A 23,715-nucleotide genomic window follows, 5' to 3' on the forward strand; every position below is an offset into this window, starting at 1 on the left:
CACGACCCCGGCACTCACCCCGCCACGAACCTCAACACCTCCCCCGCCCCTACGCCAAGCCCAAGCCCTTCCCCAAGCCCACCGCCCGGCCCGAGCCCCGCCGTTTCCCCGGCCTCGGCCGGCAACAACACCTCCCCGGCCCCTTCGCCAAGCCCAAGCCCTTCCCCGAGCCCGTCGCCCGGCCCGAACCCCGCCCTTCCCGCAACCTCGGCCGACAACAACGCCTCCCCGTCCCCCGACCCCGGCCGCACCTCCACCACCAACCCAGGCCCGGCCTCCGCCACCCCTGGCGCGAAAACCACCTCCACAACCAACCCCGACCCCACACCCACCAGCTCAAACCCCAACCCAGCCACGTTCACGCAGCCCAAGCCGCCTCCCCCGCCGACGTCCACCAGCGTCACCGGCATCGACTCGGCTCCCAGCCCGACCTCCACCCCAGGCACGACCGGACCGGTCACCAGCCAACCCCCGTCCCACGCCTCCCCGACCCCAGACACCAACACGCACCAAGCCGGCAACCCCGCCTCGAACCCGAAGCAGTCCTCCACCCCCAGCCCAGTTCCTTCCACCACCTCGCCGATGACCGGCCCCACCCCGACCCCCGCTCCGAACCCTGGATCGAAGCCAGCCCCTGCCCCCGCCCCGACGCCGAACCCCAGCTCAGCCACAGACCCGCGCCCGAACCCCACCACCGATCCGCGCCCGAGCCTGACCACGCGCCCCGACCCAACCCCGGCGGCGAGCCCCCATCCGGGTCCGTCGGCCAATCCGACCCCGGCACCGACCCCCGCCCAGAACACCAGCACCTCCTCCACCGGTGCAAAGCCCGCCTCCCCCACCGATGCAAAGCTCACCTCCACCGTGAACCCGGACCCCACCGCCACCCCCAACCCGGCCGCCGCGAAAACGGCTCCCAAGCCGCCCCCGACCCTGGCCCCAGCGAAGCCGATCAACACCAACCCCGCCCCAGCCCCCCAACCGCACCGGGACCTCCCCGCCCCCGCGCGAAGGAATCTCCACACCCCGGTCGCCGCCCCGAAAAAAACCGCCGCCGCGCCAAAGAACCTCCACACCCCCGTCGCCGCCCCGAAAAAGCCCACACCGGCCACCGGCCCCGGCCCGAACACAGGCAAGCAGCCTCCGATCACCGGCGGCAAGGCCGACTTCGCCCAGCACCACAAGAACTTCAAGTACACTGTCGTCCACGAAACCGGCATCATCGGCACTCTAGGCGCCCGCAACGAGAACAACCAGAACAGCATCGGCGTAGTAGCCACCGTCGCGGCAACGCCGAACGACGATCTCCGCGCCATCGCCGAGAAGTACTCAAGCGGATTCACCGGAAACTCCGCCGACGGGCGCTTCGCCCTGGTGATCGGGATAAACGGCACGCCAGGATCCGAACAAGCAATAAACCAGAAGATCCAGCAATTCCAGAATACCTGGGATAACCGTTTTCCAGTAGCCCTGATCGGGTTCACCTGGAAGCACCCGAGCAACCCGACCATCGACCAGAAGACGATCCCCTACGGCGGCATCCGCGAGACGATCGCCCGGAACCCGGTCACCGGGCGGCTCGTCGACGGCATCCGGGAAGCAGGCGGGAACAACGAGGTCTATCTGCACACGGGAGACGCCGACGTCCACTCTCTGAACACCCGCAACGGGCCGCTGTTCGACGCGGTCACCACCGCCGTCGGCCAAAACCCCGAGGGGCCGCCGGAGGTGGTCAGCGGCGGCTACCACGTCCGGCCCGAGGACGGGGACCTCGCGAACCGCGCCGCGCGGCTGGATCTCGACGTGCGGCAGGCCTTGGCCGGGATCGACTCCCGGTCCGTCTATTTTCCCGAGCCGAACACCTTCGTCCGGATGGCAGGGAACAAGCTCGAAAACGACGTCACGTTCGGCATCAAGAACCCCAACACCGGCACCTTCGAGTACGGCGCGAAGGAGGGCCGGGGAATCGTCGATTCGGTTCTGTCGCAGCGCAATCCCGGCTGGCAATACAGCGATCACCCGACCGCGATCGCGAAATTCTCCTCCGATCTCGCCATTCAGACCGACGGATCGCGCATCGCGGGCAAGCTCGGCACGGACCCGAACGGCATCACCGCGCTCGCCCAGAGCCACGCGAACGAGACGCGGTGGGCCGACCAGATCGGCCACTATCTCGGCAACCACACGACTCTTGATCCGAATCTGGCGAAGATCGCCGCCAAAGCCGCTTTCCACGGGATCACGGCGACCGGGCCGACGCCGAGCAAACCGGACAAGTTTTCCGACGTGGTCGCGAATCTGCCCAAGGACGACCGCACCGCGCTGGTCAAGGGCATGAAGGAGAACGTCGAGGACGGCAAGAAGCTCGCGGAGCTTACTCTGGCGACGCGGCAGGCTCTTGTCGACAACCTCAGCGGCAGCCGTCCGCCGACGCACACTCCGGCGGCCGCGCCGAAGAATACCGGGAACACAGCGAAGGACCTGAAACCGGAAAAGAAATTCCCTGGACCGAAGGACTGGAACGGTCGTCGCGACACTGCACCCGTGACGCGCTTTTCCTCGGAACGGTTCGATCCGATCAAGAAGATCGCCAAGCAGTTCGCCGGAAACCGTGCGGGTCTCCGGGGCGGGCAGCTCGCCGGGGCGATGGCGCACATCCGGTTCGACGTGCGGCGGTTCGAGATCTCGCCCGGACAGTGGGTCCGCGAACACACCATCCCGATCGATCTCACCTCCCATTCGGGGTCGGTGTCACCCGAGCAGCGCGACCGGTTCGTCCAGGAGCTGCAAACCCACCTCGACGACTGGGTCAACCAGTCCTACCGGCTGCCCGGCGGCGACCAGCTGCACGTCCGCCTCGACGTCCGCGTCGCCGACGACATCCACCCCGACGACACTGGCTGGCAGTCCGACCCGCGCAGCCGGATCCCGGTGAACCTGCACGATTCCACTGTGGACCCCGAAACTCCCGAAACGAATCAGCTGAACTGGGATGTGCACGATTCGACCTTCGGCGTCACGCACGAGCTGATGCACTTCCTCGGTCTCGGCGACGGTTACAAGAACGACGAGATGCTGTTCAACCGCGACGACCAGACCGGCGTGATGGGGCCGAAAGCGTGGCAAGATTCCCGGCTGAATCAGGGCAATCTCGACCAGCTTGAGTCCGTGTCGAACACGGCGAACATCCGTGATCACCATCTCGGCGACGCGCCCGCGCCGAGTCCGCAGCCGAGTCAGGACCACCACCCACAGCCCGATTTTGATGGCAAGCCGACTCTGCACACGCCGATCAAAGCCCCGCAAGAACAAGCGGTCCTCGTGGCGGACGAGCAGACCGAGGAGGAGCCTGACCACCGCCCGCTCTCGGAGCGGCTGCCTGAGTTCGCCCGTGACGGCAAAGCGCTCGGCTCGGTGGTCCCGGTCGACGTCCGCGGCGCGAAAGACGTTGGCACGAGCATCGAGAATCTAATCCACCGCCTGAACCCGAAACAGCAGAACCTGCCGCCGGCACAAGGGATCGACGCGATCACCGAATCGTTGGCCGGGCCCGAGTTCGAGTCCTTTATGGGCGATGGACGCAAGTCGATGGTCCGCGTCGGCGAGAAGTGGTACGAGGTGCACGTCACCGCGGAACCGGACTTCAGCGGGGTCAACGCCGACCAGATCACGAAGCTGCCGCAGCCGACGATCAGCGACGTCAAGAACGAGGTCAAGACCACCCACGCGAGCGCGAACACCGACACCACCGCGAATGTCGTTGGCACGTCGTACTTCGGGCTGTTCCCGGCTGGCCCGTACGCGTCGGTCGGCGGCACCGCACAGCTCGCCAGCCCCTCCGCGGAGCACACTGGCACCACGACCGGCACTGACCAGCGCGTAATCCGCACGGCAGGCGACACGGAGCGCGCCGACGCACCGGTGACCTACAAGATCACGGTGCGCACCGAAACCGGCGGCCTGGTCGGTTCTACTGTGGATGGACACGTTGGACTCGTGCTGTCCACCGATCTGGCCAACCTCAAACAAGAGCAGACGGTCGGACCGACGGAACCGAAGCCGGATTGGGCCAAGAAGATCGAATTCCTTTCGCCGGAAGCGGTCGATTTCGACGAGAACGCGCTGTTCGACCAGGTAAGCAAGAACCTGCATCCTTCGGTGACGAAATTCGGCGCCCCGGGCCGCACGTCATTGCGGGAGTTCCTCAGCCGCGGCGGGGTGCGCAGCATGCTCGGCACCGCGATGCAAGGCAGCCCGGTGGTGTCGAACGACCTGCTCAGCCCACACGGTGCCCACCGCGATGCAGTTCAGCTCGCAGCGCGTCCGACGAACGTCGAATACCTCGGCACGATTCCCGGCGACAGCGAACTGCGGTTCAATGACTCCGCGGTGAACGGCGGGAGCACCACCGTCTCGTCAAAGTACGGCGGTGAGTTCAACGCGATCTTCGGCGGCGGGTCCTATGTGCCCGGTACCGTCGGCGGGGTCGGCGGAGTCAGTGGCAGCTACTCCCGGAAGGTCAATCAACAGTCCACAAGCGGCACTAGTTTCACCAACAAGTCCACAGTGAACGCGAAGGGCGACATCGGGCTATACAAGGTCACTGTGGACCTCGACGTCACCACGTCCACCGGCGAGAAGACCACCGTGCAGGCCACTTCGTACACGCGGATGGGGTTGCCCGAGGCGAAAGCGCAGGGCCTGCCGGTCCCGAAGAACACGCCGGTGAAGTTCAAAGACGTCGGTGCGCGATACGAGCCGCCTTATCTCGCGGCGGCGATGGCGGCCGGAACCGCCCGGCCGGGATCGTTCGAACCGGCGACGCGGGTGCAGCCGCAGATCGAGAACGCCTTGCGGAATCTTCCTGGCGCGGACAAGTTCCTGCCGCGCTGGGACCCGTTCCAAAGCGACAAACAGGGCTCCAGCCAGGACATCGCCGAACGGTTCGCGAACCTGCGAAAGATCACGTCCGCGTTCTCGGTCGCCTCTCTGCGGGGCAAAATGGACAGTCTGCTCACGCAAGGCGTTTCCGCACAACTGAAGCGGCGCGGGCTGTTCACCGACGAATACATCAACGTCACCGTGAAGGCAAAGCCCGGGCCGGGCCGGCATCTTGGCCAGGCAGACGGCCGCGCGGTCAAGAACAGCAACGAAACCAGCCCGTCGCTGACCAGTGCGACCACCACCGAACGGGGCTGGTCGGTCGGCGTCGAAGGCCGGGTGATCATTCCAGGGGCGTCGGCGGTCGCGAACCTCGGCATCAGCCCGACCGTCACGCCGCTGCAATACTCGGACAACCGGACCTGGAAGAACTCCGGCGGCCCGACCGTCACCACGACGACCGGCAAAGGCGGCAGCCCGGATTCGCAGGTGTTCGAACACGACGTCGAATTCGAGGTCGAGATCACCAGCTACACCCGCAACCGGCCGTGGGTGCGGCGGCTGACGCCCGGGTCGCCGTTCCGGATCACGCCCAAGGTGTCCACTGTGGCCAAGACCGGCGACCCGGATCTGCCGCCGATCTCCGGCAAAGTCGATATGTGGATCAACGACGGCGCCGCTCTGAAGAAAGACCCGGCGGAATTCAAGCCCGGCAAGCCAGGCGTCGTCTCGATGCGGCCGGACGAGACTCCCAGCATCGACGACCTGCTCACCCAACAGCAAAACCAGACAACGCCGAAGTTCCTGCACGTGGAGGCCTTCGCCAACACCGAAGCATTGCGGGATGAGGCACTGCGCCAGCTCCAGCGTGCGGCCGGCGGTGATGCGGTGCTCGGCCTGTCCGGCAGCGAGGCGCGTGCTCGCGTGGACCGGATTTTCTCTCCGGAGAACTTCCGCGGCCTGACCCCGAAGCTGCTGAAACAAGGCGGAACGGCGAACGGATTCCGGTACGAACGACGCGTCGCCGACCGCGTCGGCGGCCTCGGCATGGGGATGTCGCTGAGCAATCCGAAGCTCGTGGCGGTCTCGGAAACCGGCGGCGGCGACCGGACGTATTCCGGCGGTGCCAAGGCGAGCTACGAGGACACGCACAAGCAATCCGTCGAAGCCAACGTGCAACTCGGCCTCACCGTTCGGCCGACCGGCACCGACACGCACGGCCAAGGCCAGCTTTTCGGGACCGCCAAGTGGAGCCCGTGGCAGCGCAGTTCCGGTTCGTCGAACGAGATCACCGCGAGCATCGATCACACCAACCGGTCCTCTTCGGACAGTCGAACGGTACTCGTGCAGTACGACACGAACGTCCGGCTGATCGCGGAAAGCCGGCAGGAAGGCCTGATCAACGGCTCGATCTCGCGAGCGGGCGCGGACGTCAAGCTGCCGGGCTCGGTGTTCGTGGCGATGACCGAGGACGAGGCACGCGCGGAAGGACTGCTGCCGCCGATCGAGCCGCGCACTCCGGCGCCGGGCAAGCTTTCCGCCCCACCGCTGGTCGGCGGCAAGTCCAGCTCGCTCGGCGCGGCAGTGCTGGAAGACGCGCCGAACCTGTCGAAGCTCGTGCAGGACGCCCGGCAGCAGCTCGGCAAGCTCGGCGGCAAGCTGCTGCCGAAGTCGGTGCTGGACGATTCGATGAACAACCTCCAGCGGACGCTCGACACCGCCTCCCCGGAAGCGGTCACCTCCCTTGTGGACGGTGCGCTCGACGGCGGCGTCTCGTTACTGGCTCAAGACCCGGGCGTGCTCTGGACGGACAATTACCAGCTGCTGCTCAAGGCGAAGATCGTCGACACGCAATTCCTCGACGTGAAGCACGACGGCAGCGAGGTCGACCACGTCGTCAACGCGACCCGCACGGACAAAAAGAACTCCGGCCACGGTTCGTCCTATGGCGGACAGGTCCGAGGGGCCGGCCGTGGCCTGTTCCAGGACAGCCAGCCCAAGGTCAGCGGCTACGACGGCGCGTACCTGGGCGCTTCCGGAACCAAGGCGAAGAGCGACCAGACCGTCGAGAACAAAGCCACGACCACGGCATTGACCTCGTCGTCAAGCGGGCCGTCCGCGCGGTATCAGCATCAGGTCCAGTTCGAATTGGTTGTCGCCCGGGACGGGCATACCTATCCAGTCGCGTCGCAGGAAGCAACGGTGACGGCGAGGTCGTCCGCGGATGATCAAAGGATCTCTGGCGACGAGCAGTATCACACCAAACTGTACGGATCTCGGACCACTGAACTCAGCGCCACGGAGTCCACTTCGGACCGTCTCGACGCCTGGCAGCAGGAGGGTTTCGGGCCGCTGCCGAAGTCTTCGACGGTAGAAGGGCTTCGCGGTGCCGCCGATGTGCGAGCCGCCGCCATTCGTGCGCTGCGGCTGGCCGGGGCGGGCAACGGCCTCACCGGGCCCGGCACCGGCGCGCACAATACGCTGTCCTCCTCGATCACCAATGAAACGCTGCAGGCACATCTCCCGGGCATGGTGGGCAAACCATTCTCGACCCCGGATCTGCATTCCTCCGCGGTGACCGGCAGCAGCCACGCCTCGGTGAAGGTGTACTCCCGCGTGGTGAAACCGGATCTGGTCGGGTTGAGCGATTCGGTGAAACTGGAGCGTTCGGACCAGACCGGGTCCACTTTCACCGGTGAGACCAAGGAAACGGTCACCGGCGAACAGCAGGGCAACATCGGCACCGGCGGGATCACCGACCCGGGCCGGAACACGCATTCCTGGGGCGGTCTCGACGTCCGCAGCCCGGTCGGCCGGACCGATCCGACGTCGAGCACCAGCGCCGCGCAACGGTCTGTCGTCGGCAAGGACAAGGGCCGGACCGGTCTGGTCGGGTTCGATGTCGAGTACCGCGTCGTCGCGACGGTCGACGGGAAGACCGCGGCGGTCGAGGTGCGGGTTCCGCAGTCCTCGCGGACGCGGATGAGTGAGACGGACCTGGAACAGTCGCTGGGCCAGCCGTTACCGGAGACGCTCACCTCAGCGCAGGACACGGTGAAGAAGGCCGCCGAGGATTGGCGCACGGCGGAAGAGGAACTCGAAAAAGCGCAGCGCGATTTCGACGACGCGTGGCTGTCCGAAAACGACAACGCCCGCACCACAGCCGAAGGTGCCCGCGGGTTGAACCTCCCCGCCGACAACAACCCGGTGCAGCAGATGCGCCAAGCGGTGCAGGACGCGCAGAACGAGGCGCGCGACGCGGGCCAAGCACTGCGTACCGGCAACGACGAGATCGCCCGGCTCAACGAACTCGACGAGCAGCTTCTTTCCCTGGCTCTCGGCGAGGAACCGGGATCCGTCGCGCAAAGCGATCTGGTCGCGAATGCGTGGAACGCGCAACGGCAAGCCCAGCAGATCCGCAACGAGCAGGCCGAACTGGTCCAGCAGCGGCAAGCGGCGCAGGATCGCGCGGCGGAAATCCTGGCCGTGCTCGACGAGTACCGCAACAACCACACCGAACATGCCGCCCGGCAAGACGACGCGAGCAACCGGATCCAGGAGGCCCGGGAGAAGGCCGACGAGGCGCTGCGGAAATGGTGGCAGGCCAAGTCCGAAGTGGACAGCCAGATCACCGCGCATGCTTGGCCGCGACCGGACGAGGAAACCCCGGAGCAGCACCACGAAGGCACCGTCGAGGCGAATGACACCACGACAGTGTCCGGTTGGGACAGCGACACCGACCGCCCGTACGACTTCGACCTGTCCGAGATCCAGACCCGCCAGATCACCGACAGCTCCGGCCGGGTCCGCGCGATCTCCTTCCTTCCGGCGAACGAACACACCGAGGGCGTTGAACAGGACTGGGTCTCCGACAATTCCGGTACGGTCAGCACTCTTCCGGAAGGCGCGACGCCGGAGAAGTTCAATCCGCTGTTGAAGCAGGCCAACGCGGACGGCACGGCCCCGGAACTGTCCGGCCGCCGGTTCGGCGAATGGGGCGAAGAAACCACCGCGCCATGGGACAAGGACTCCCTCTTCGTCTTCGCGCACGGCCGCGCGCAGTCGGTCAAGGTGAACCTGCTCGGCGGCCGGACGGTGCGGGTCGACGGGGACACGTTCGCCCGGATCGTGGCGCAAGCGGCTCCGCTGGCCCAATCCCATTCGTCCATCACGCTCATCGCGTGCAGCACCGGCCAGACCGACGGACCCGGCGGCCTCGCCCACGATTTCCAACGCGCGCTCAGCGAACTCGGCGGACCGTCCACAGTGCACGCGCCGACCAAGCCAGCCCTGTTCGGCCGGAGTTCGGCAACGCTCGGCAAAGCCGTTGGAGCGACACACGGTTTCACCACCGTCACCGACGGCGGGCATTTCCGCACTTTCGGCCCTGCTCCCGCCCAAAGCGATCAGCAAGCACCAGCCGAGGAAAACCACTATTCCTCCCCCGCCGACCTGGTGGCCGACCTGCACCGGACCAAGGTCAACGGCCCGCCCCCAGCACCGCTGCTGGGCCCGGACCTGTTCGGCCTGTACCGTGCCCCCGAACCGCCGGAATTCCTGCGCGGACACGACTTCCGCAACCTCACCGCCGGACAGGGCCTCAGTTTCCTGGACCGGCTGGACCTCGCCAAGGGCTACCAGTTGAGCCACGAACACCTCGATCCCGCGCAACTGGACGACAATCGCGAGTGGACCCTGGAGAAGGAACGGCCCGACGACAAGCTGTCCACGTGGGCACCCGGCGACGTCGAACCTCTCGCGAAGACAACGTCGACCCCCTTGCTGATGCACGCCATCTGGCTCGGCGGCCCACTCCAGGACACCGGCACCATGCACACCTTCCGCCAGAACTTCGGTGACGCCGCCGACCGGCTCGGCGAGGGCATCGTCCCCGTGCTGTGGACCGACGTGCCGCGCTGGCAAACCGAACTGGCGCTGACCACCACTGCCCCGGAAGAGGGCCCGGACCCGCTGCACGACGTCCGGGATCTGTTGAGGTGGGCGGCGGAACACGGGATCCAACTGGTCAATGTGGACGAAGTCTTCACCAGCGAGCATCCCATGCGGACACAGGAGTTCTACCTGTCCGAACTGGCCAAGCAGACCGGGCCGGGCTTCGCGGCCGCGAGCGACCTCCTGCGGCTGGAGCTGATGCACCGGTTCGGCGGCCTCTACACCGACGGCGACAACGTCGTGCACGCACTGGACGACGTCGTCCGTGCCGCCGAGTCCGACGCCGGTTACGCGGTACACCGGGTCGGCGGGAACATCGCGAACTCGGCGTTCACCATGTCGAAAGGACACCCGTTCGCCGCGTCCTATTTGGATCAGCTGCGCGAGAATTACGGGCAGACGCAGGCGAACCTGATGCCGCGCGAGGTCGACTCGCTCGGACAGGGCTTCTTCGCGACGCCGCTGGGCCGCGTGCACCGGCAGTCGGTGATGTACCGCTCGGGCCCGGTCGCGCTGACCGAAACAGCGCGGCGGATCGGCCTGAACTCCGCGCTCGAACTGCCGGGCATGACGGAGGTCCGGATGAACAGCGACCACAGCTGGCTGCTGCCGCCGCAGGGCGATCCGGCTCCGCTGTCGGACCGGTTCGAGACGCTGGAGCTGACCCAGCGCGTGGTCCAGACGCTGGTGCGCGGCCTGTACAACCGGGACGGCGATCTGCATCTGACCGCCGTCGAACCCGCGGTGCGCAAGCACGCCGATCCGGACCTCGTGTGGCAAGCCGCGTTGACCTACCTCGCGGACGACCCGGAATTGTCCGCCCTCGTCCGGACAGTCACCGATCGCAGCAGCTACACCGGCAAGGTGCACGACGTTCCCCTGCCCCCGGCCGCCCGCGCGCTGCTGACCATCGACGACAGCCGCGTGCATTACCACCTGGGCGAGGTCCAACGCGCCGCCACCCTGCATGCCGCCGACGCGGTCCTGGTAGCAGATTCGCCTGCCCCACTGGAAAATCTCATCGAGACACTCCGTTCGACCGACGGTTCGGTCGCACCGATCGAGGTCACCGGAACCGGTCCCGACGGTCATGCGCACGCCACCGCCGCGGCTCGCGAATTGGCCGGGCGCCTCGCCGACGCCTTGGGTGCCGACGTGCTGGACCGCGTCCCAGTGAAGATCCGAGTGTCCGAAGGAGACGGTCGCGTCGAGGTCTCTTTCCCGCCACCCATCGAGACGTCGAAAGTCTTCCGAGGTCTGGACAACGAGCCAATGCCCGCGACCCCGCGCCCCTGGAAGCACGGCGGTCACACCGTGGGGGTGCACTACTCAGTCCCCAATGGACCGTCCACAGCAGACTTCGTCCTGACGACCGACGCGACAGCCACCCGAGCCTTCACCGACCAGTTGCGCACCGACGGCACCGACCGTCCAGTCGACGCGGTCACCGTCCAGCCGTCAGCCAGCGCACACCCGGCCGCGGACTACCTGATCAGCGGCGGCACGCGAACTGCCGAGACGGACCTGATGCTCCAAGAACTGGTCCGGACCGCCTCGCACCGCTGGTGGTTCCGCCCGCGCCCGCCGGCCGGGCCGATCGCCCTGAACGACCGGGACGGCACCGTCAAGCTGCTCGGCTGGGTCCTCGCGGAACTCCGCCGTGATAAATTCACCACCCCGATCGAGGTCTCCCAGCACGAACGTCCAGATTTGATCTGGACCGCTGTTCGCGAACTGGCCGCCCTGTCATCGCTTCACACGCAAGACTTGACCGAGCAGCACACCATCCTGCAACTGCACGGCGTGACCGACACCCTCCTGGGCAAACCGGACGCGGCCGCGGTGCTCGAGGACCTGGCCGAGGCGACCCACCACGGCACCGACGTCACCCGAATCGCCGAGGCAGTCGAGGTCTTGGACCGGCACGGCGCTCTGGACGCCGTCCTCAACGCCCCAGGTGGCCGCGCATTGCTGCGGGAAGAGATCGCCCGGATCGCCGACCGCCCGAACCCCGACGGCTACGCCCGCGAGTTGACCGCCGCCATCGAGAAGCTGGCCGCGAAAAACCTGCCTGCGGACGCGTTCCGCACCGTATTGCGCAACGCCCTCGACGGCCGAAGCAGCTCCCGGCCGGCGTTGCATCGGCTGAGCGTCGTCGGGCTCGGCTGGCTGGACCGCTGGCACACCGCCGCCGCCATCCGCCGCTACCAGGCCGAGGAACGCGCCGCGTCCGCCCGGCAAGCCGCTGAAATGGCCGAACTCGCGCAAGGAGGCCCCGGCCGTGCATGAGCTTCGATCGGCGCCGCCAGTAGATTCACCACCGGACGCGGAGGAGGTACCGGCGATGTCCGATGACCAGTGGGTGCTGCTCGTCGACCCGGCGTGGCAACCGGAGCCGGCGGCCGCGAGCCCGCCGCCGCGGGCCGTGGTCGGCGGCTGGCTCGCGCGGGAGGACGGCTCCGTCAGCCGCTTCGAGCCCAACCCGGCCTACGAACCGGCGGCGGAGGACTCCCCGACCGATCCGCTGGACGCCGTACTCCGCCTGACCGCACGCGGCGAAGCCGACTTCGACCAGCTGGCGACCGTCTTCCGCGAGTCAGCCTTCGCCTTCGCGGTGGACACTGACGAGACGCCGCTGATCGCTCCGTCGCCGGACAACATCCCTTGCCTGCTCGTGACGACGGCTCCGGCCCACCGTCGGCGGGTCCGCGCCGCCGGCTGGCGTCCGGCCGCGCCCGCCGACCTGCTCCGCCTGCTGAACGACTACGACGACGTGGACCTGCTCCTCAACCCCGGCTCGCCCGGCTGCCTCCGGCTGCTCTCGGACAGCGTCCGCGAGATCATCACCTGACCCCGCGCATCACGGGCGCAGCACCTCCGCGATCCAGTCGGCCTGGTAATCGGTCCCCAACGACATTCCCCCGATCTGACAGTGCTGCTCAACCGCCTGCCTCCGGCTGCTCGCCGACAGCATCCGCGACATCACCACCTAACCCCGCACATCACGCCCGCAACACCTCCGCGATCCAGTCAGCCTGATAATCAGTCCCCAACGACATCTCCCCGATCTGGCAGTGCTGTTCACCACCCTCATCCGCGGTGAAGCGGCGCAGCTCGCGGTGTGAACTGTTCACACAATCGTCGTACGTGGACCACGCCTCGGAGACCGGGATCTGCTGGTCCTCCTCGCCATGGGTGATCAGGATCGGCACGGTGATCCGGCCCAGGATCCCGCGCAGGTGGAAGTTCCGGGTCGCCTCGACGCACTCCTCCAGCGAACTGGTGCCGAACACCCACATGAGATGTTTGAACAGATGCGGCACCGAAGGCTGTGCACCGTTCCCACCGACGCGGTTGCGCAGCCGTGCCGCGAAGTCGTAGTTGGCACCCCAGCAGACGCACAGCTTGAACCGCGGTTCGAAAGCGGTCGCCCGGGCGGCGTGGTGCCCGCCGAGGCTGAGCGCCACCATCCCGATCCGGTCCGCGTCGACGTCGGGGCGGCCTTCCAGGTAGTCGACGCAGGCCCCGGCCGGGATTTCCGCTTCGGCGAAGTTGTGCAGGCCGTGCTTACGTAACGCCTCCCCCACACCGGGGTTGTCAACGAATAACACCGAGACACCCCGGCGGTTCAGCGCCGTGCCGAAGCCGGTGAGAAACAGGAACTCCTTGATCCCGTCGAGGCCGTTGAAGTGCACCACGGCGGGAGCCGCGGACTCTCCGGCCGGCACCCACAGCGCGGGGAGGAACGACCCCTGATAGGGCACCGAAACCCGCTGGCAGTTCACCTCGCCGAGTTCGAGGTACTTGCCAAAGGTGGCGAGAAGCCGGTCATACGCCTCGACACGCGCGGGATTGTCGTGCTCCGGCATCCGCTCGCCCGTGATGTACATGACGGTGGCGCGCCGGTACTTCTCCGCAGCGGAGTAACGGCGTCCGGCGGCCTCGTCCCTCTCCGCCGCGCGGACGAGCCGATCGCCCGCCCCGATCCACGCCTTGAAGAACGGCTCAGCCAGCCCTGGCCCAGGGGCGTGGTCGCGGAGGTCCCGGCAGGCCCGGTCGATCTCGTCCAGGTTGGCCCCCATGTCCAGGGCCATGGACAACGACAGGTTGGCCGGATAGTCCTTGAAATAGTTCAGCACCGAGCTGTCCTCTCTGCCGGTTCAGTCCCCGGGAGCCACGAGGATTTTGCCGTCGACCGCGCCGGACGCCAGCGGTTCGAGACCCCGCAATACCAAGTCCGCCAGCGGGATCACCGAGTCGAGGAGCACCGCCTCCAGCGTCCCCTCGGCCAGGATTTCGAGCGCTGGCCCCAGATCCGCGGTGCACACATGGGCCACAGTGGACTCGACGGTGACCTCCCGCAGCGCCAGCGAGACCAGATCCAGGGCCGGTTTCTCCTTGGGCAGCCCTACTGCCAGCACCCGCCCGCCGGCGGTAACCATCCGCAGCGCGTTTTCGAATTGCCCGGGAGCACCGCTGGCTTCGATCACCACGTCGGCACCTCGGCCGCCGGTGGCTTCGAGGACCGCGCCGACGACGTCCGGACCGGCGGGCAGCGTGCGAGCCGCACCGAGTTTCGCGGCCCGCTCCAGCTTGGCACCGGGAAGGTCGATCACCGTCACTTCGGCCTGCCGCAGGTGGGTGAGCCCGGCGAGCACGAACGTGCCGATCGCACCAGCCCCGATGACCACCACCGCATCCCCGTCCCGGACGCCCGCTCGACGTGCCGCGTGCAGGCCGACCGCGAGCGGTTGCGCCATCCCTGCGGCATCGACGGACACCCCGGCGGGGATCGGCTGTAAAGTCTTCACAGGCACCGCCACGTACTCGGCCAGCCCGCCCGGTGCGTTCAGCCCGAGTGTGTAGTAGCCGCGGCAGACGTTGGTGCGGCCCTCCGCGCACCGATCGCACTGTCCACACCAGACACCAGCGCCGGAGGAGACCATGGTGCCGGAAGGAAACCCGGGAAGCCCGTCCACGACCTCGCCGACGAACTCGTGCCCGGGGATCATAGGCCCGACGTGCCCGCTGGCCGGATGCGGCCGGTGCAGCGGCACCATGACCGGGCCGCTCGCCCATTCCGTCGCGTCCGTTCCGCACAGACCGTTGCGCCGTACCGCGAGCAGCACTTCGCCGTCTTTCGGCTTCGGCACCGGAACCTGTTCGATCCGCACGTCGCGCGGGCCGTGGTACACCGCCGCCCGCATCATGCCGCGGCTCCCCGGACGCGCTCGGTCGCGGGCGAAAGGTCCGCGACGGAAGTGGTGCGCGGCAGGAAAAGCGTCGTGATCGCGGCGAGGGCGAAGAATCCCGCGCAGACGATCAGCCCGCCGCTGAACCCGATCGTCCCGGCGAGACCGGCGAGCGCGAACGGGGCGAACGCGGAGATCCCGCGGCCGACGTTGAAACAGAATCCCGCCCCGGTGGCTCGCGCGCGGGTGGGGAACAGTTCGCCGAGGTAAGACCCGAACAAGCCGAAGAACGCGGTGAACGCGCCGAAGACCGGGCCGAGCCACATCAGTGCCGTCTGGTGGGTCATCAGCGCGTAGACAGGCAGCGTGACGGTGACTCCGACGAGCGTCAGCACGATCGTCCGGCGTCGGCCGACGCTGTCGGCGAGCAGCCCGAAACCGTTGTAACCCAGGAACATTCCGAGGTTGAGGATGGTCACGAACATCGCGACCGCGGACGCGGGCAGACCGCGTTCGACGGTCAGGTAGGTCGGGAGCCAGGTGGTCGCGCCCCAGTACCCGGTCAGGGCCAGCGCGGCCATGAGGGTGCCCAGCAGGGTGGTCCGGCGCAGCGAGCCGCTCAGCACGTTAGCCACTGTCACGGAGCCGTCCGCGTCGTGTGATTCTTGCTCAGCCCAACTCGCCGACTCCGGGAAGAAAATGAGAACGAGTAACACCGGCACGACGACCGCGGCTCCGGCGGTGAGAAACATTAACCGCCAGTCCGGCAGGAAGGTTGCGGAGATGAGCGCGGCGATCGCCCCTCCGGCGGGGAACGCGCTGATCACGAACGCGGCGGCGCGACCGCGGTAGCGCGGCGGCCAGGTCTCGACCACGTAGGCCGACACGACACTCCACACCGCGCCCAGCCCGATGCCCGCGAGGAACCGGAGAATCAGGAACGCGCTGAAGTTCGGCACGGCGGCGAGCGCCGCGGTGAACCCGCCGAACACGAGCAGGGAGGCGATCAGCGCTTTCTTCCGGCCGAAGTTGTCCGCGACGTATCCGCCGGTGACGCTGCTGACGCCGATGCCGAGCAACGTCGCGGTCGCGAGCAGTCCGGCTTGCGTGACCGAAAGCCCCAGGTCGTGCCGGATCACCGGCAGCGCGAGGGACAGCAGCACGATCTCCAGCGCGTCGAACAGGTAAGCCAGGAAACATCCGCCCAGGACGATCCACCGGGAATTTCTCATTTTCGCATCTCCACGTTGAGTTGCCAGTGCAATCAGTGCTGGACGAGCACCAGGTCGAACTCGATGCCCGCCCAGCCGCCCTCAGGCGCGGTCCCGTCGGGCGCTGGCCCGGACTCGTGCCGCACCGCCTCGACGACCAGGCTTTCTTTCACGCCGAACACCGCGTCGTCGCCCAGATGCGGGTCGCCGGCGAGGAAAATATGGGTGATCAACCGCCGGTACCCGGGCGCGGTGACCATGAAATGCAGGTGCGCCGGCCGCATCGGGCCGCGTCCGGCTGCCGCGAGCAGATCGCCGACCGGACCGTCGTGCGGGATCGGGTACGGCGCGGGCAGCACGGACCAGAACCGGTACTCGCCGTCCGGTCCGGTGCGCAGCCACGCGCGGCCGGCGGACCGGTTGTCGGCGTATTGCACGTCGTAGAAGCCGTCCTCGTCGGCTTCCCAGACGTCGATCCTCGCGTCGGCGATCGGCTTGCCGTCGGTGTCGCGCACCTGCCCGGACACGTAGCACGGCGTCCCGGCCGCGCCGCGCGCGATGTCGCCGCCGAGCGGGATTTCCGGAGCTTCGTCGTGGAAAAACGGCCCGAAAACCGTCGCCTCGGTCGCGCCGGGAGTCTGCGGTTCGTTGATCGCGACGGTCAGCATGGACAGCCCGAGCACGTCGGACAGCAGGATGAACTCCTGCCGCCGGTCGTCGGTGAGGTGCCCGGCACGGGTGAGGAAGGCGATCGCCGCCTCCCATTCGCGTTCGCTGAGCCGGACTTCCCGCGCGAACCCGTGCAGGTGCCGGACCAGGCTCTGCAGCACTTCCCGCAGCCGCGGCCCGGCCCCGTCGAAGCTGGCCACGACCTCGTCGGTGACGGCTTGTTCCCGTTCAGCAGCAAGGGTTTCAGTCATGTGAGATCCTTTCCCGCCCACGCGGCATGCAGCAGAGATCGAAGGGCCGCGGCGGTGACCGGACGGGGGTTATCGGCGGGCATGTGAAGGTCCGCCAGCACAGTGTCCACATCGGACTCGGCCATTCCGAGTTCACGCAGTCCGGCCGGGACGCCGAGGCGTGCGCCCAGTTGGTACAGCCCAGCGACCGGGTCCGTTACCCCGAGCGCGCGGGCGATACGGGACGCGGCATCAGCAGCGTAGGGAGCGTTGAAGGCGAGGACGTACGGGAGCACGATCGCGTGCGTCTGCGCATGCGGCAGGTCGAACGCTCCGCCAAGGGCGTGGCAGATCTTGTGGTGCAGTCCCGATCCTGCGACCGCGAACGCCGATCCGGCCAGGTACGCGCCCAGCAGCAACTCCTCGGCCGCTGCGGGGTCGGCGAGCCCGGCGGCCAGGTGCCGGATCCCGTCTTCGGCGACCGCGCTCGACACCGGGTTGCGTCGCGGTGCCCAAAACGCTTCGACGCAGTGCGCCATCGCGTTGAGACCGCTGGCGGCCGCCAGTTCCACCGGCAACGTCCGGGTCAGGTCGGGGTCGTAGACGACGGTCCGCGGCAGCACCCGCGGATCGGTGCCGGTCGTCTTGCGGCCCGCCTCGGTCAAGCCCCACACCGGGGTGACCTCCGAGCCCGCGTACGTCGTGGGCACGGCCAGGATCGGCAGGCCGGTGGTCAGCGCGACCGCTTTGGCGGTACCGGTCGTCGAACCGCCCCCGACCGACAGCACCAGGTCGGCCCCGTCCGCAGCGGCTCGCGCCTGTTCGGCGGCCTCGATCGGGACGTGCGGGCGGACCTCGGTGAACGTCGCCGCGACCCGGCCGGCAAACGAGCTGGACAACTCGCCGGCCAGCTCGACGTTGTCCGCGATGACGAGAATCTGCTTGGCCCCCAACGCTTCCACTTCCGCACGCAGCCGGGACCGCGCGGTGCCGGAGCCGAAGACCACCCGGCCGGGCAATGCGTCGTAGGTGAACGCCGTCATCAGTTCGGCTCCGGCAGCACGGTGGGCTGGTAAGCCAGCAACAGCCAGCGGTCGTCCTCGCGCACCCACACCGCCAATGCCTTGTTGGCCAACGTCTTCCGCGTTCCGCCGGCGGTGATGTCCGCGCGCATCTCCCCCACCACGACCGCGGTGTCCCCGGAGACGAGGATGCGCTCGATCGGGTGGTCGATGCGGTGGTAGACGTAATAGCCCGACCGCAGCTTCTCCCGGTACGAATCCAGCGTGTCGGTGACGGCGTTCGAATGCGTGTAGGCGAGATCCGGGTGCGCGAGCGCGACGAACGCGTCGATGTTCCCGGAATTCATTGCGGTGTAACGGTCTTCTTCCAGCGCCCGGATAGTCGCTTCGACCTGCGCGGTCATGAAATCGTCTCCTTTTCGGTCACGCGCACGCATTGCGCAGCCGCAGTGCGGCGAGAACCTGGGCCATGTCTTCGTCGCCGAGCCCCGCGGCGATCGCATCGTCCAGGACGGCCCGGGACGCTTCCGCGCCCGGCAATCGCTGTCCCGCCACGTCGAGGGCGAGGCCGAGGTCCTTGCGGATCAACGACACTGGAGCGGCGACCCCGGCCGACGCCGGGGCGAGGAACGCTTCTTCCTTGTAGCCCACGTACGGGGCGCCGGCGGCGCTGGTGCGCAACACGTCGTAGAACACCTTCAGATCGAGCCCACCCGCCTCCGCGACGAGCAGGCCTTCCGCGACGCCCTGATTGACCGCGGCCAGCACGGTGTTCACCGCGAGCTTCGCCGCCGAACCCGAACCGACCGGTCCGGTGTGGACCTGCGTCGCGGTCATCGCCGCCAGAACCGGACGAAGCCGCTCGAACTGCGCGACGGTCCCGCCGACCATCGTCGTGATCGAGCCCGCCTCCGCCATCGACACACTCCCAGACACCGGCGCGTCCGCCAACTCCACCGGTCCGGCGGCCAGTTCGCGCACCAGTGCGGGCCCGACGGTGCCCATCACCACGTGCAGGTGACCCGGGTTCGCGCTGGTCAGCCCGTTTTCCACCAGGTCACGGGTCGTCGCTCCGTCCGGCAGCATGCTGAAGCTCAGCTGCGCTCGCGCGAGCCGATCGGGCGTGCCGACGACGGTCAGGCCGTCCGGTGCCGTCTCCAGCCCGGGGTCGTAGGCGAGGACGGTGTGCCCTGCCCGGGCCAGCCGGGCGGCCATCGGCGCGCCCATCCGGCCGAGCCCGGCGAATCCGATCAGCACGGGATCCTCCCTCGGAATGCGTTAACTCTTGTGTTCAGCTACATTAAACATCAGTGGACAGATGTCAAGTGTCAGCGGACACAACGAGGCGGGAGGGAACCCGGTGCGCGGGACTAGGTCAGGCGCGGGGGTCCGGCTTGGCGGAGAGCCGGTCGAAGCTGAGCAGGTCAAGTGCTTCGACCGCGTTCGACGGCTTGCCCGCGGCGGGCGCGGCGCCGAGCTGCGCGGCGACCCAGTCGCGGGTGTAGTCCAGGTCGTGTCGTCCGGCGACGAACCACACGCCGCGGGCGGGTTCGTCGCCCTGGTTGACGTACAGATGCGGCCGGGTCGAATCAAAGCAGAGCGAATCGCCCGCGCGGATGTCGTGCCGTTCGAAGTCGAGCAGCAGGGTCAGCTCGCCGGACAGCAGGTAGGCGTACTCGATCCCGCTGTGCCGCATGAGTTTCCGGTCCGCCGCGCTCGCCGCGCCGGGCTCGTAGGTGACGAGCAGCGCGTCCGCCGCGGTGCCGGGGCCGACCGCGAGCCGCTCCCATCGGACGCCGTTGGCCATCTCCAGCACCGGGTTGTCGGCGCCGCGCTGGACGACCTCCGGCTGCCCCGTTTCGACCGGGGCGACGGCTTGGCTTCCGCCGAGGCCGAGCAGGTCGTCGAGCGAGACGCCGAGGTGGCTGACCAGGGAGTACAGCGTGCTCACCGAAGGCTGGGACTTGCCGTTCTCGACCTGCGACAGCAGACTCGCCGAGATCCCGGCCGCCGAGGCCACGCCGCGCAGGCTCAGGCCACGGGCAAGGCGCGCTTGCCGCAGCGCCGGGCCGATCTTGTCCTCCACCTGCTGCCCCATTTGCTCTCACTGAACACTGCTGGCGATTTTAGTTCAATCACGGTACATCGCAACCTCCGGGAGGACCCCATGACCGCGCCGTTGTCCATCCGCACCGTTCTCGCCGGGCGACCGGTCTCCCGCGACGACGTGCTCGCCTGGGAGACCGGCCGGATGCGCAAGGCCGCCGCGAAAATCGGCCTCCCCGCCCCGACCGGCGACCTCCCGCGCATGCAGGAAACCTTCACCGAAGCCAAACTCGCCCTCGGCCCCGACGAGGTACGCCGCCGACTGGCCCGCGACCTGCGGCTCAGCGACGCCTCCGCCCGGGCGCTCACCGCGCTGTCCCGGGGGAAGCGGACCACCAGCACCTGTGACCTCTATGTCACCGGAGCGGGCACCGCGGCCGAGTTCGCCGCCTGGTTCTCCGACACTGGCCGGAGCGACTACGCGCACAGCATGATCGCCGCCAACCCCGACCACTTCCTGATCGACACCGCGCCCGACGGCCGTCAGGAAGTCGTGGAGACGACCGGCGGCAGCCCGTTCGCGACGAGGTTCTTCGTCGACTACGAGGACACTGCTTCGCTTGTCACGCCCCGAAATCCAGAGTTTCCGATCGAGGCGTCCGGCACCGCGCGCAGCAATGCCGGGCTGGCGATCGGCGGGGTGCGGCACGAATTTCGTGATCAGGACGGCGGATTCCACGCGCATCTGTGCGTCGAGTTCCCCCGGTGGACCGCGCCGTCGATGATCGCCCAGCACCGCATGCACCTCGCGTGCGAGTTCGGCAACTGGATCACTTTCGCCTTCGGTGGCTGAGACTCCGGTTTTTGTCGGTGCTGCGCGCGATGATGTCTCCGACAGCAGCCGAAGGGGAGGAAACGGCGATGCGAGTACTGATGAGCGGCGACGCACCGATCAGTTACGGGCAGATCTATGTCCAGAGCGAGCAAGGGCCACCGGGGTTTTCCGAGTGTTTCGGCGGCCAGCGCAACGGCCTGTGCGGCGGCGCGGTGCCCGGCACGCTGGTATTGGTCACCGGTCTGCACAGCGGCGAGGTCGGCTTCCGAGTGGAGTCGCACGACGAGGAGCCGCCGCTGGACGAAGCGTGGGAGGAGGTAGTCGAGGTGTCGTTCCGCCCAGTCGGCGAAGCGTCGCTGGTCTCCTGGGGCGGCAGTGGCTTCTGGCCGCTCGACCTGCGCGAGATCGACTACCGGGTCCGCTACAGCGGAACGCGGATGGACGAGGCGCACCGGCTGGGCATCCCGGAGGGCGAGTATTTCGAGCCCGATCGCTACCTGCTCCAGTTCTGGCCCGGTCCGCCGGAGCCGGACCGGGTGGTCAAGCAGACCAGCGCGGCCGCCGCCTACTGGCACGACACGGCCAGGAAACAGCCGCCGCCCCCGACTCCGGAGGAGAAAGCCGAAGCCGAGCGCCTCGCTCGGGTGCGGCGGGAACGAGCCGCCGAAGAAGCGCGCCTCAGGGCGGAAAGACACGCATGGGGCGGAAGCCTGCCCAGCGAACGGCTGCGGCAACTGGCGGGCAACGCGATGAGCGTGGCGAGGCTGGACCGTCCGCTGATCGACGCCGTCGAGCGAATGGATCCTGCCGCCCAGCGGCAGATCGCCCGGTGGACAGTCCGGCGCGCGTACGCCGAGGCCCAACTGACCGAGGTCGAGTGGATCGCCCCGGCCCTCGCGGCGATGGACCGGGGAGAGCCGCTGCCGCCACCGTTCGACGATGACCGGCGGGCGTGGGATCTCCTGCTCTCCGACGAACGGGTCCCGCGGACGCTGGCCACCTCGCCGGACGGCGAAAGCGACAACTGCCTGCAGCAGGCGATGGCGTTTCCGGCGGTGTTCTCCGCTCGGGAACCGGACCCGCTGAGGGCCGCGTTCGACGCGCTCTGGGCGGCGGCGGTGACGTTCGGGTATGGACGGCACGGGGCGTTGTTCGCTGAGGTGCGGCAGGCTTTTCCGGCGCTGGCGGGAGGTGCGGGGTGAGCTGCGTGGCGGCGTTCGCAGCCGGGCTTGCGTGGGGCTGAACCGGACCGCGCCGACGGGACATCGCGCTGGGAGGCCTCCGAGGGGCAGCCGTCAAACCTTTGGGGCACAACCGCTTCAGCACGACCGCGACCGGCTCAGAACGGAAGCGAACGCACCGACGAGACCCCCGCACAAAGAGCCAGCTCCCTGCCCGCAACCCCTCGATCACAACCACAGCCCTGCTCACGACAGAACCAGCCGAACCCCCGAAACCCACACCAGGAGGCCAACCGAGAAACCAACCACTAGCCCCAACCCGCGCCCCTCCGGCGCACCCAGGACCGGCTCACAACGGGACCGACCGCACCGGCGACACCCCGGGCTGCGGGTCGACCGGCAGCCAGTCGTTGCGGGTCGCGTGCAGGGCGAGCTGGAACCGGTTGGCCGCGCCGGTGCGGGCCATCAGGTTCTCCAGGTAGCGGAACATCGTGCGGCGGCTGACGCCGAGGACGCGGGCGACCTGGTCGTCGGTGAGGCCGGCGGCGAGGAGGCCGAGCAGGCGGCGTTCGCTGGGACGGATGGCGGGGCCGGAGCTGTCGTCGGCGAGGCCGAGCGGGAGGGCGACCTGCCAGCACATGTCGAACAGCCCGGCCAGCGCGTCGAACAGGCCGCACGCGCGGATCAGCAGCACTGTGCGGTCCGCGCCGGACAGGGCGGCGCAGTCGTCGACGATGAGGAGCTTCACCGGCACCTCGGGCAGCACTCGCGCCTCCTCGCCGCTTTTGCCGCAGGGCAGGATGTTTTCCGCGACGTACTCGGGTCGCTCCAGCGCGAGCCTGCCGTAGACGGCGCGGTAGCGGACGCCCCTGGCCAGGTTCTCCAGTTCGATCTCGTTGGCGTCCGCGTCGGCGTAGTACGGCGGGGAGTCCAGGCCGCGCACCTCGGTCCGCGCCGCCCGTTCGAGCTGCTGCACGCGTTCGGCGGCGGTGGTTCCGCTGACCACCTCGATCATCGGGTCGGCGAGGTCGCGGGCGGACTGTCTGCGGTAGCGCTCGTACAGGCGCGTCAGCGCGGCTCGGGCGGCGGCGAGTTCGGCCTCGCGCTGTCTGCTCAGGACCTCCAGCACCGGTTCCGGGCGCAGCGCGGACATCGGCGAACCGGGGCCGTCGGCCGGGCCGGCCAGTCCGATTCCGGCCAGCGAGGACAGCACGCGGCGCACCTCGCCCGGATCGCGGCCGGTCGCCGCGGCTAGCCGGTCCGGCGGAACGGGGCCCGACGAAAGTAGGTCGAGATAGATTTCTGCTTCGTCCGCTTTGAGCCCGAGAATCCTGAGATGGCCGGTTGCTTCGGGAACCATTCGGGGGCACCTCCACCGGGCGAGCCGACACCATTGCGCCACTGGCACCAGCGCGTCACCGCCGGGGCTGAACGAACTGTAGACAACGGAGCACCGAATGGCCCGACGCCGTTCGCAGGAATTTCCCTGGGAGGG

Annotated in this window: 14 protein-coding genes; 4 read left to right on the forward strand and 10 right to left on the reverse strand. The window is 68.3% G+C overall.

Annotated features, from left to right (window positions below):
• Window positions 1-14: 14 nt before the first annotated feature.
• Entirely contained in the window at window positions 15-881 is an 867-nt protein-coding gene (locus tag ACFSVL_RS38995; protein WP_378311920.1) for a hypothetical protein, read from the reverse strand.
• Here ACFSVL_RS38995 and ACFSVL_RS39000 point away from each other — a divergent pair.
• Together ACFSVL_RS39000 and ACFSVL_RS39005 are read left to right on the forward strand one after the other, a co-directional pair.
• Entirely contained in the window at window positions 865-12,123 is an 11,259-nt protein-coding gene (locus ACFSVL_RS39000) for a TcdA/TcdB catalytic glycosyltransferase domain-containing protein (protein WP_378311922.1), read from the forward strand. The two genes, ACFSVL_RS38995 and ACFSVL_RS39000, sit on opposite strands and share 17 nt — an antisense overlap.
• A gap of 55 nt (window positions 12,124-12,178) precedes the next feature.
• On the forward strand, window positions 12,179-12,685 hold the full coding sequence (locus ACFSVL_RS39005) for a type VII secretion system-associated protein (RefSeq protein ID WP_378311924.1): 507 nt from the start codon (window positions 12,179-12,181) through the stop codon (window positions 12,683-12,685).
• Between the two features lie 151 nt (window positions 12,686-12,836).
• On the opposite strand, the gene ACFSVL_RS39010 is transcribed toward ACFSVL_RS39005, so the two are convergent.
• From ACFSVL_RS39010 to ACFSVL_RS39045, 8 genes are all read right to left on the reverse strand, one after another.
• A complete protein-coding gene (locus tag ACFSVL_RS39010) occupies window positions 12,837-13,973 on the reverse strand; it encodes an alpha/beta hydrolase family protein (protein ID WP_378311925.1) in 1,137 nt (378 codons plus the stop codon).
• 21 nt (window positions 13,974-13,994) lie between these two features.
• The gene (locus ACFSVL_RS39015) at window positions 13,995-15,044 is read right to left on the reverse strand and encodes a zinc-dependent alcohol dehydrogenase (protein ID WP_378311927.1); all 1,050 of its coding nucleotides are present in this window, start codon (window positions 15,042-15,044) and stop codon (window positions 13,995-13,997) included.
• The gene (locus ACFSVL_RS39020) at window positions 15,041-16,258 is read right to left on the reverse strand and encodes an MFS transporter (RefSeq protein ID WP_378311929.1); all 1,218 of its coding nucleotides are present in this window, start codon (window positions 16,256-16,258) and stop codon (window positions 15,041-15,043) included. The genes ACFSVL_RS39015 and ACFSVL_RS39020 overlap by 4 nt, the downstream gene beginning before the upstream one ends.
• 32 nt (window positions 16,259-16,290) lie before the next feature.
• Complete coding sequence (locus ACFSVL_RS39025; RefSeq protein WP_378311931.1) at window positions 16,291-17,157, reverse strand: intradiol ring-cleavage dioxygenase; 867 nt, start codon at window positions 17,155-17,157, stop codon at window positions 16,291-16,293.
• The gene (locus ACFSVL_RS39030; protein WP_378311933.1) at window positions 17,154-18,179 is read right to left on the reverse strand and encodes a maleylacetate reductase; all 1,026 of its coding nucleotides are present in this window, start codon (window positions 18,177-18,179) and stop codon (window positions 17,154-17,156) included. Before ACFSVL_RS39030 ends, ACFSVL_RS39025 begins: the two co-directional genes overlap by 4 nt.
• The gene (locus ACFSVL_RS39035; RefSeq protein WP_378311935.1) at window positions 18,179-18,562 is read right to left on the reverse strand and encodes a nuclear transport factor 2 family protein; all 384 of its coding nucleotides are present in this window, start codon (window positions 18,560-18,562) and stop codon (window positions 18,179-18,181) included. Before ACFSVL_RS39035 ends, ACFSVL_RS39030 begins: the two co-directional genes overlap by 1 nt.
• A 19-nt stretch (window positions 18,563-18,581) precedes the next feature.
• The gene (locus ACFSVL_RS39040; RefSeq protein ID WP_378311936.1) at window positions 18,582-19,415 is read right to left on the reverse strand and encodes an NAD(P)-dependent oxidoreductase; all 834 of its coding nucleotides are present in this window, start codon (window positions 19,413-19,415) and stop codon (window positions 18,582-18,584) included.
• A 118-nt stretch (window positions 19,416-19,533) separates the two neighbouring features.
• Complete coding sequence (locus ACFSVL_RS39045; RefSeq protein WP_378311938.1) at window positions 19,534-20,256, reverse strand: helix-turn-helix domain-containing protein; 723 nt, start codon at window positions 20,254-20,256, stop codon at window positions 19,534-19,536.
• A gap of 69 nt (window positions 20,257-20,325) precedes the next feature.
• On the opposite strand from ACFSVL_RS39045, the gene ACFSVL_RS39050 reads away from it, so the two are divergent.
• Both ACFSVL_RS39050 and ACFSVL_RS39055 read left to right on the forward strand, forming a co-directional pair.
• The gene (locus ACFSVL_RS39050) at window positions 20,326-21,057 is read left to right on the forward strand and encodes a hypothetical protein (protein WP_378311940.1); all 732 of its coding nucleotides are present in this window, start codon (window positions 20,326-20,328) and stop codon (window positions 21,055-21,057) included.
• Window positions 21,058-21,125: 68 nt separating this feature from the next.
• Window positions 21,126-22,241, forward strand: a complete 1,116-nt coding sequence (locus tag ACFSVL_RS39055) for a hypothetical protein (RefSeq protein ID WP_378311941.1) — start codon at window positions 21,126-21,128, stop codon at window positions 22,239-22,241.
• 328 nt (window positions 22,242-22,569) lie between these two features.
• Here the strand turns inward: ACFSVL_RS39055 and ACFSVL_RS39060 are convergent, their stop codons facing one another.
• Window positions 22,570-23,580, reverse strand: coding sequence for a helix-turn-helix domain-containing protein (locus tag ACFSVL_RS39060; RefSeq protein WP_378311943.1), 1,011 nt, complete (start codon window positions 23,578-23,580; stop codon window positions 22,570-22,572).
• Between the last annotated feature and the right edge of the window lie 135 nt (window positions 23,581-23,715).

Source organism: Amycolatopsis silviterrae (assembly GCF_042684085.1).
Classification (GTDB): domain Bacteria; phylum Actinomycetota; class Actinomycetes; order Mycobacteriales; family Pseudonocardiaceae; genus Amycolatopsis; species Amycolatopsis silviterrae.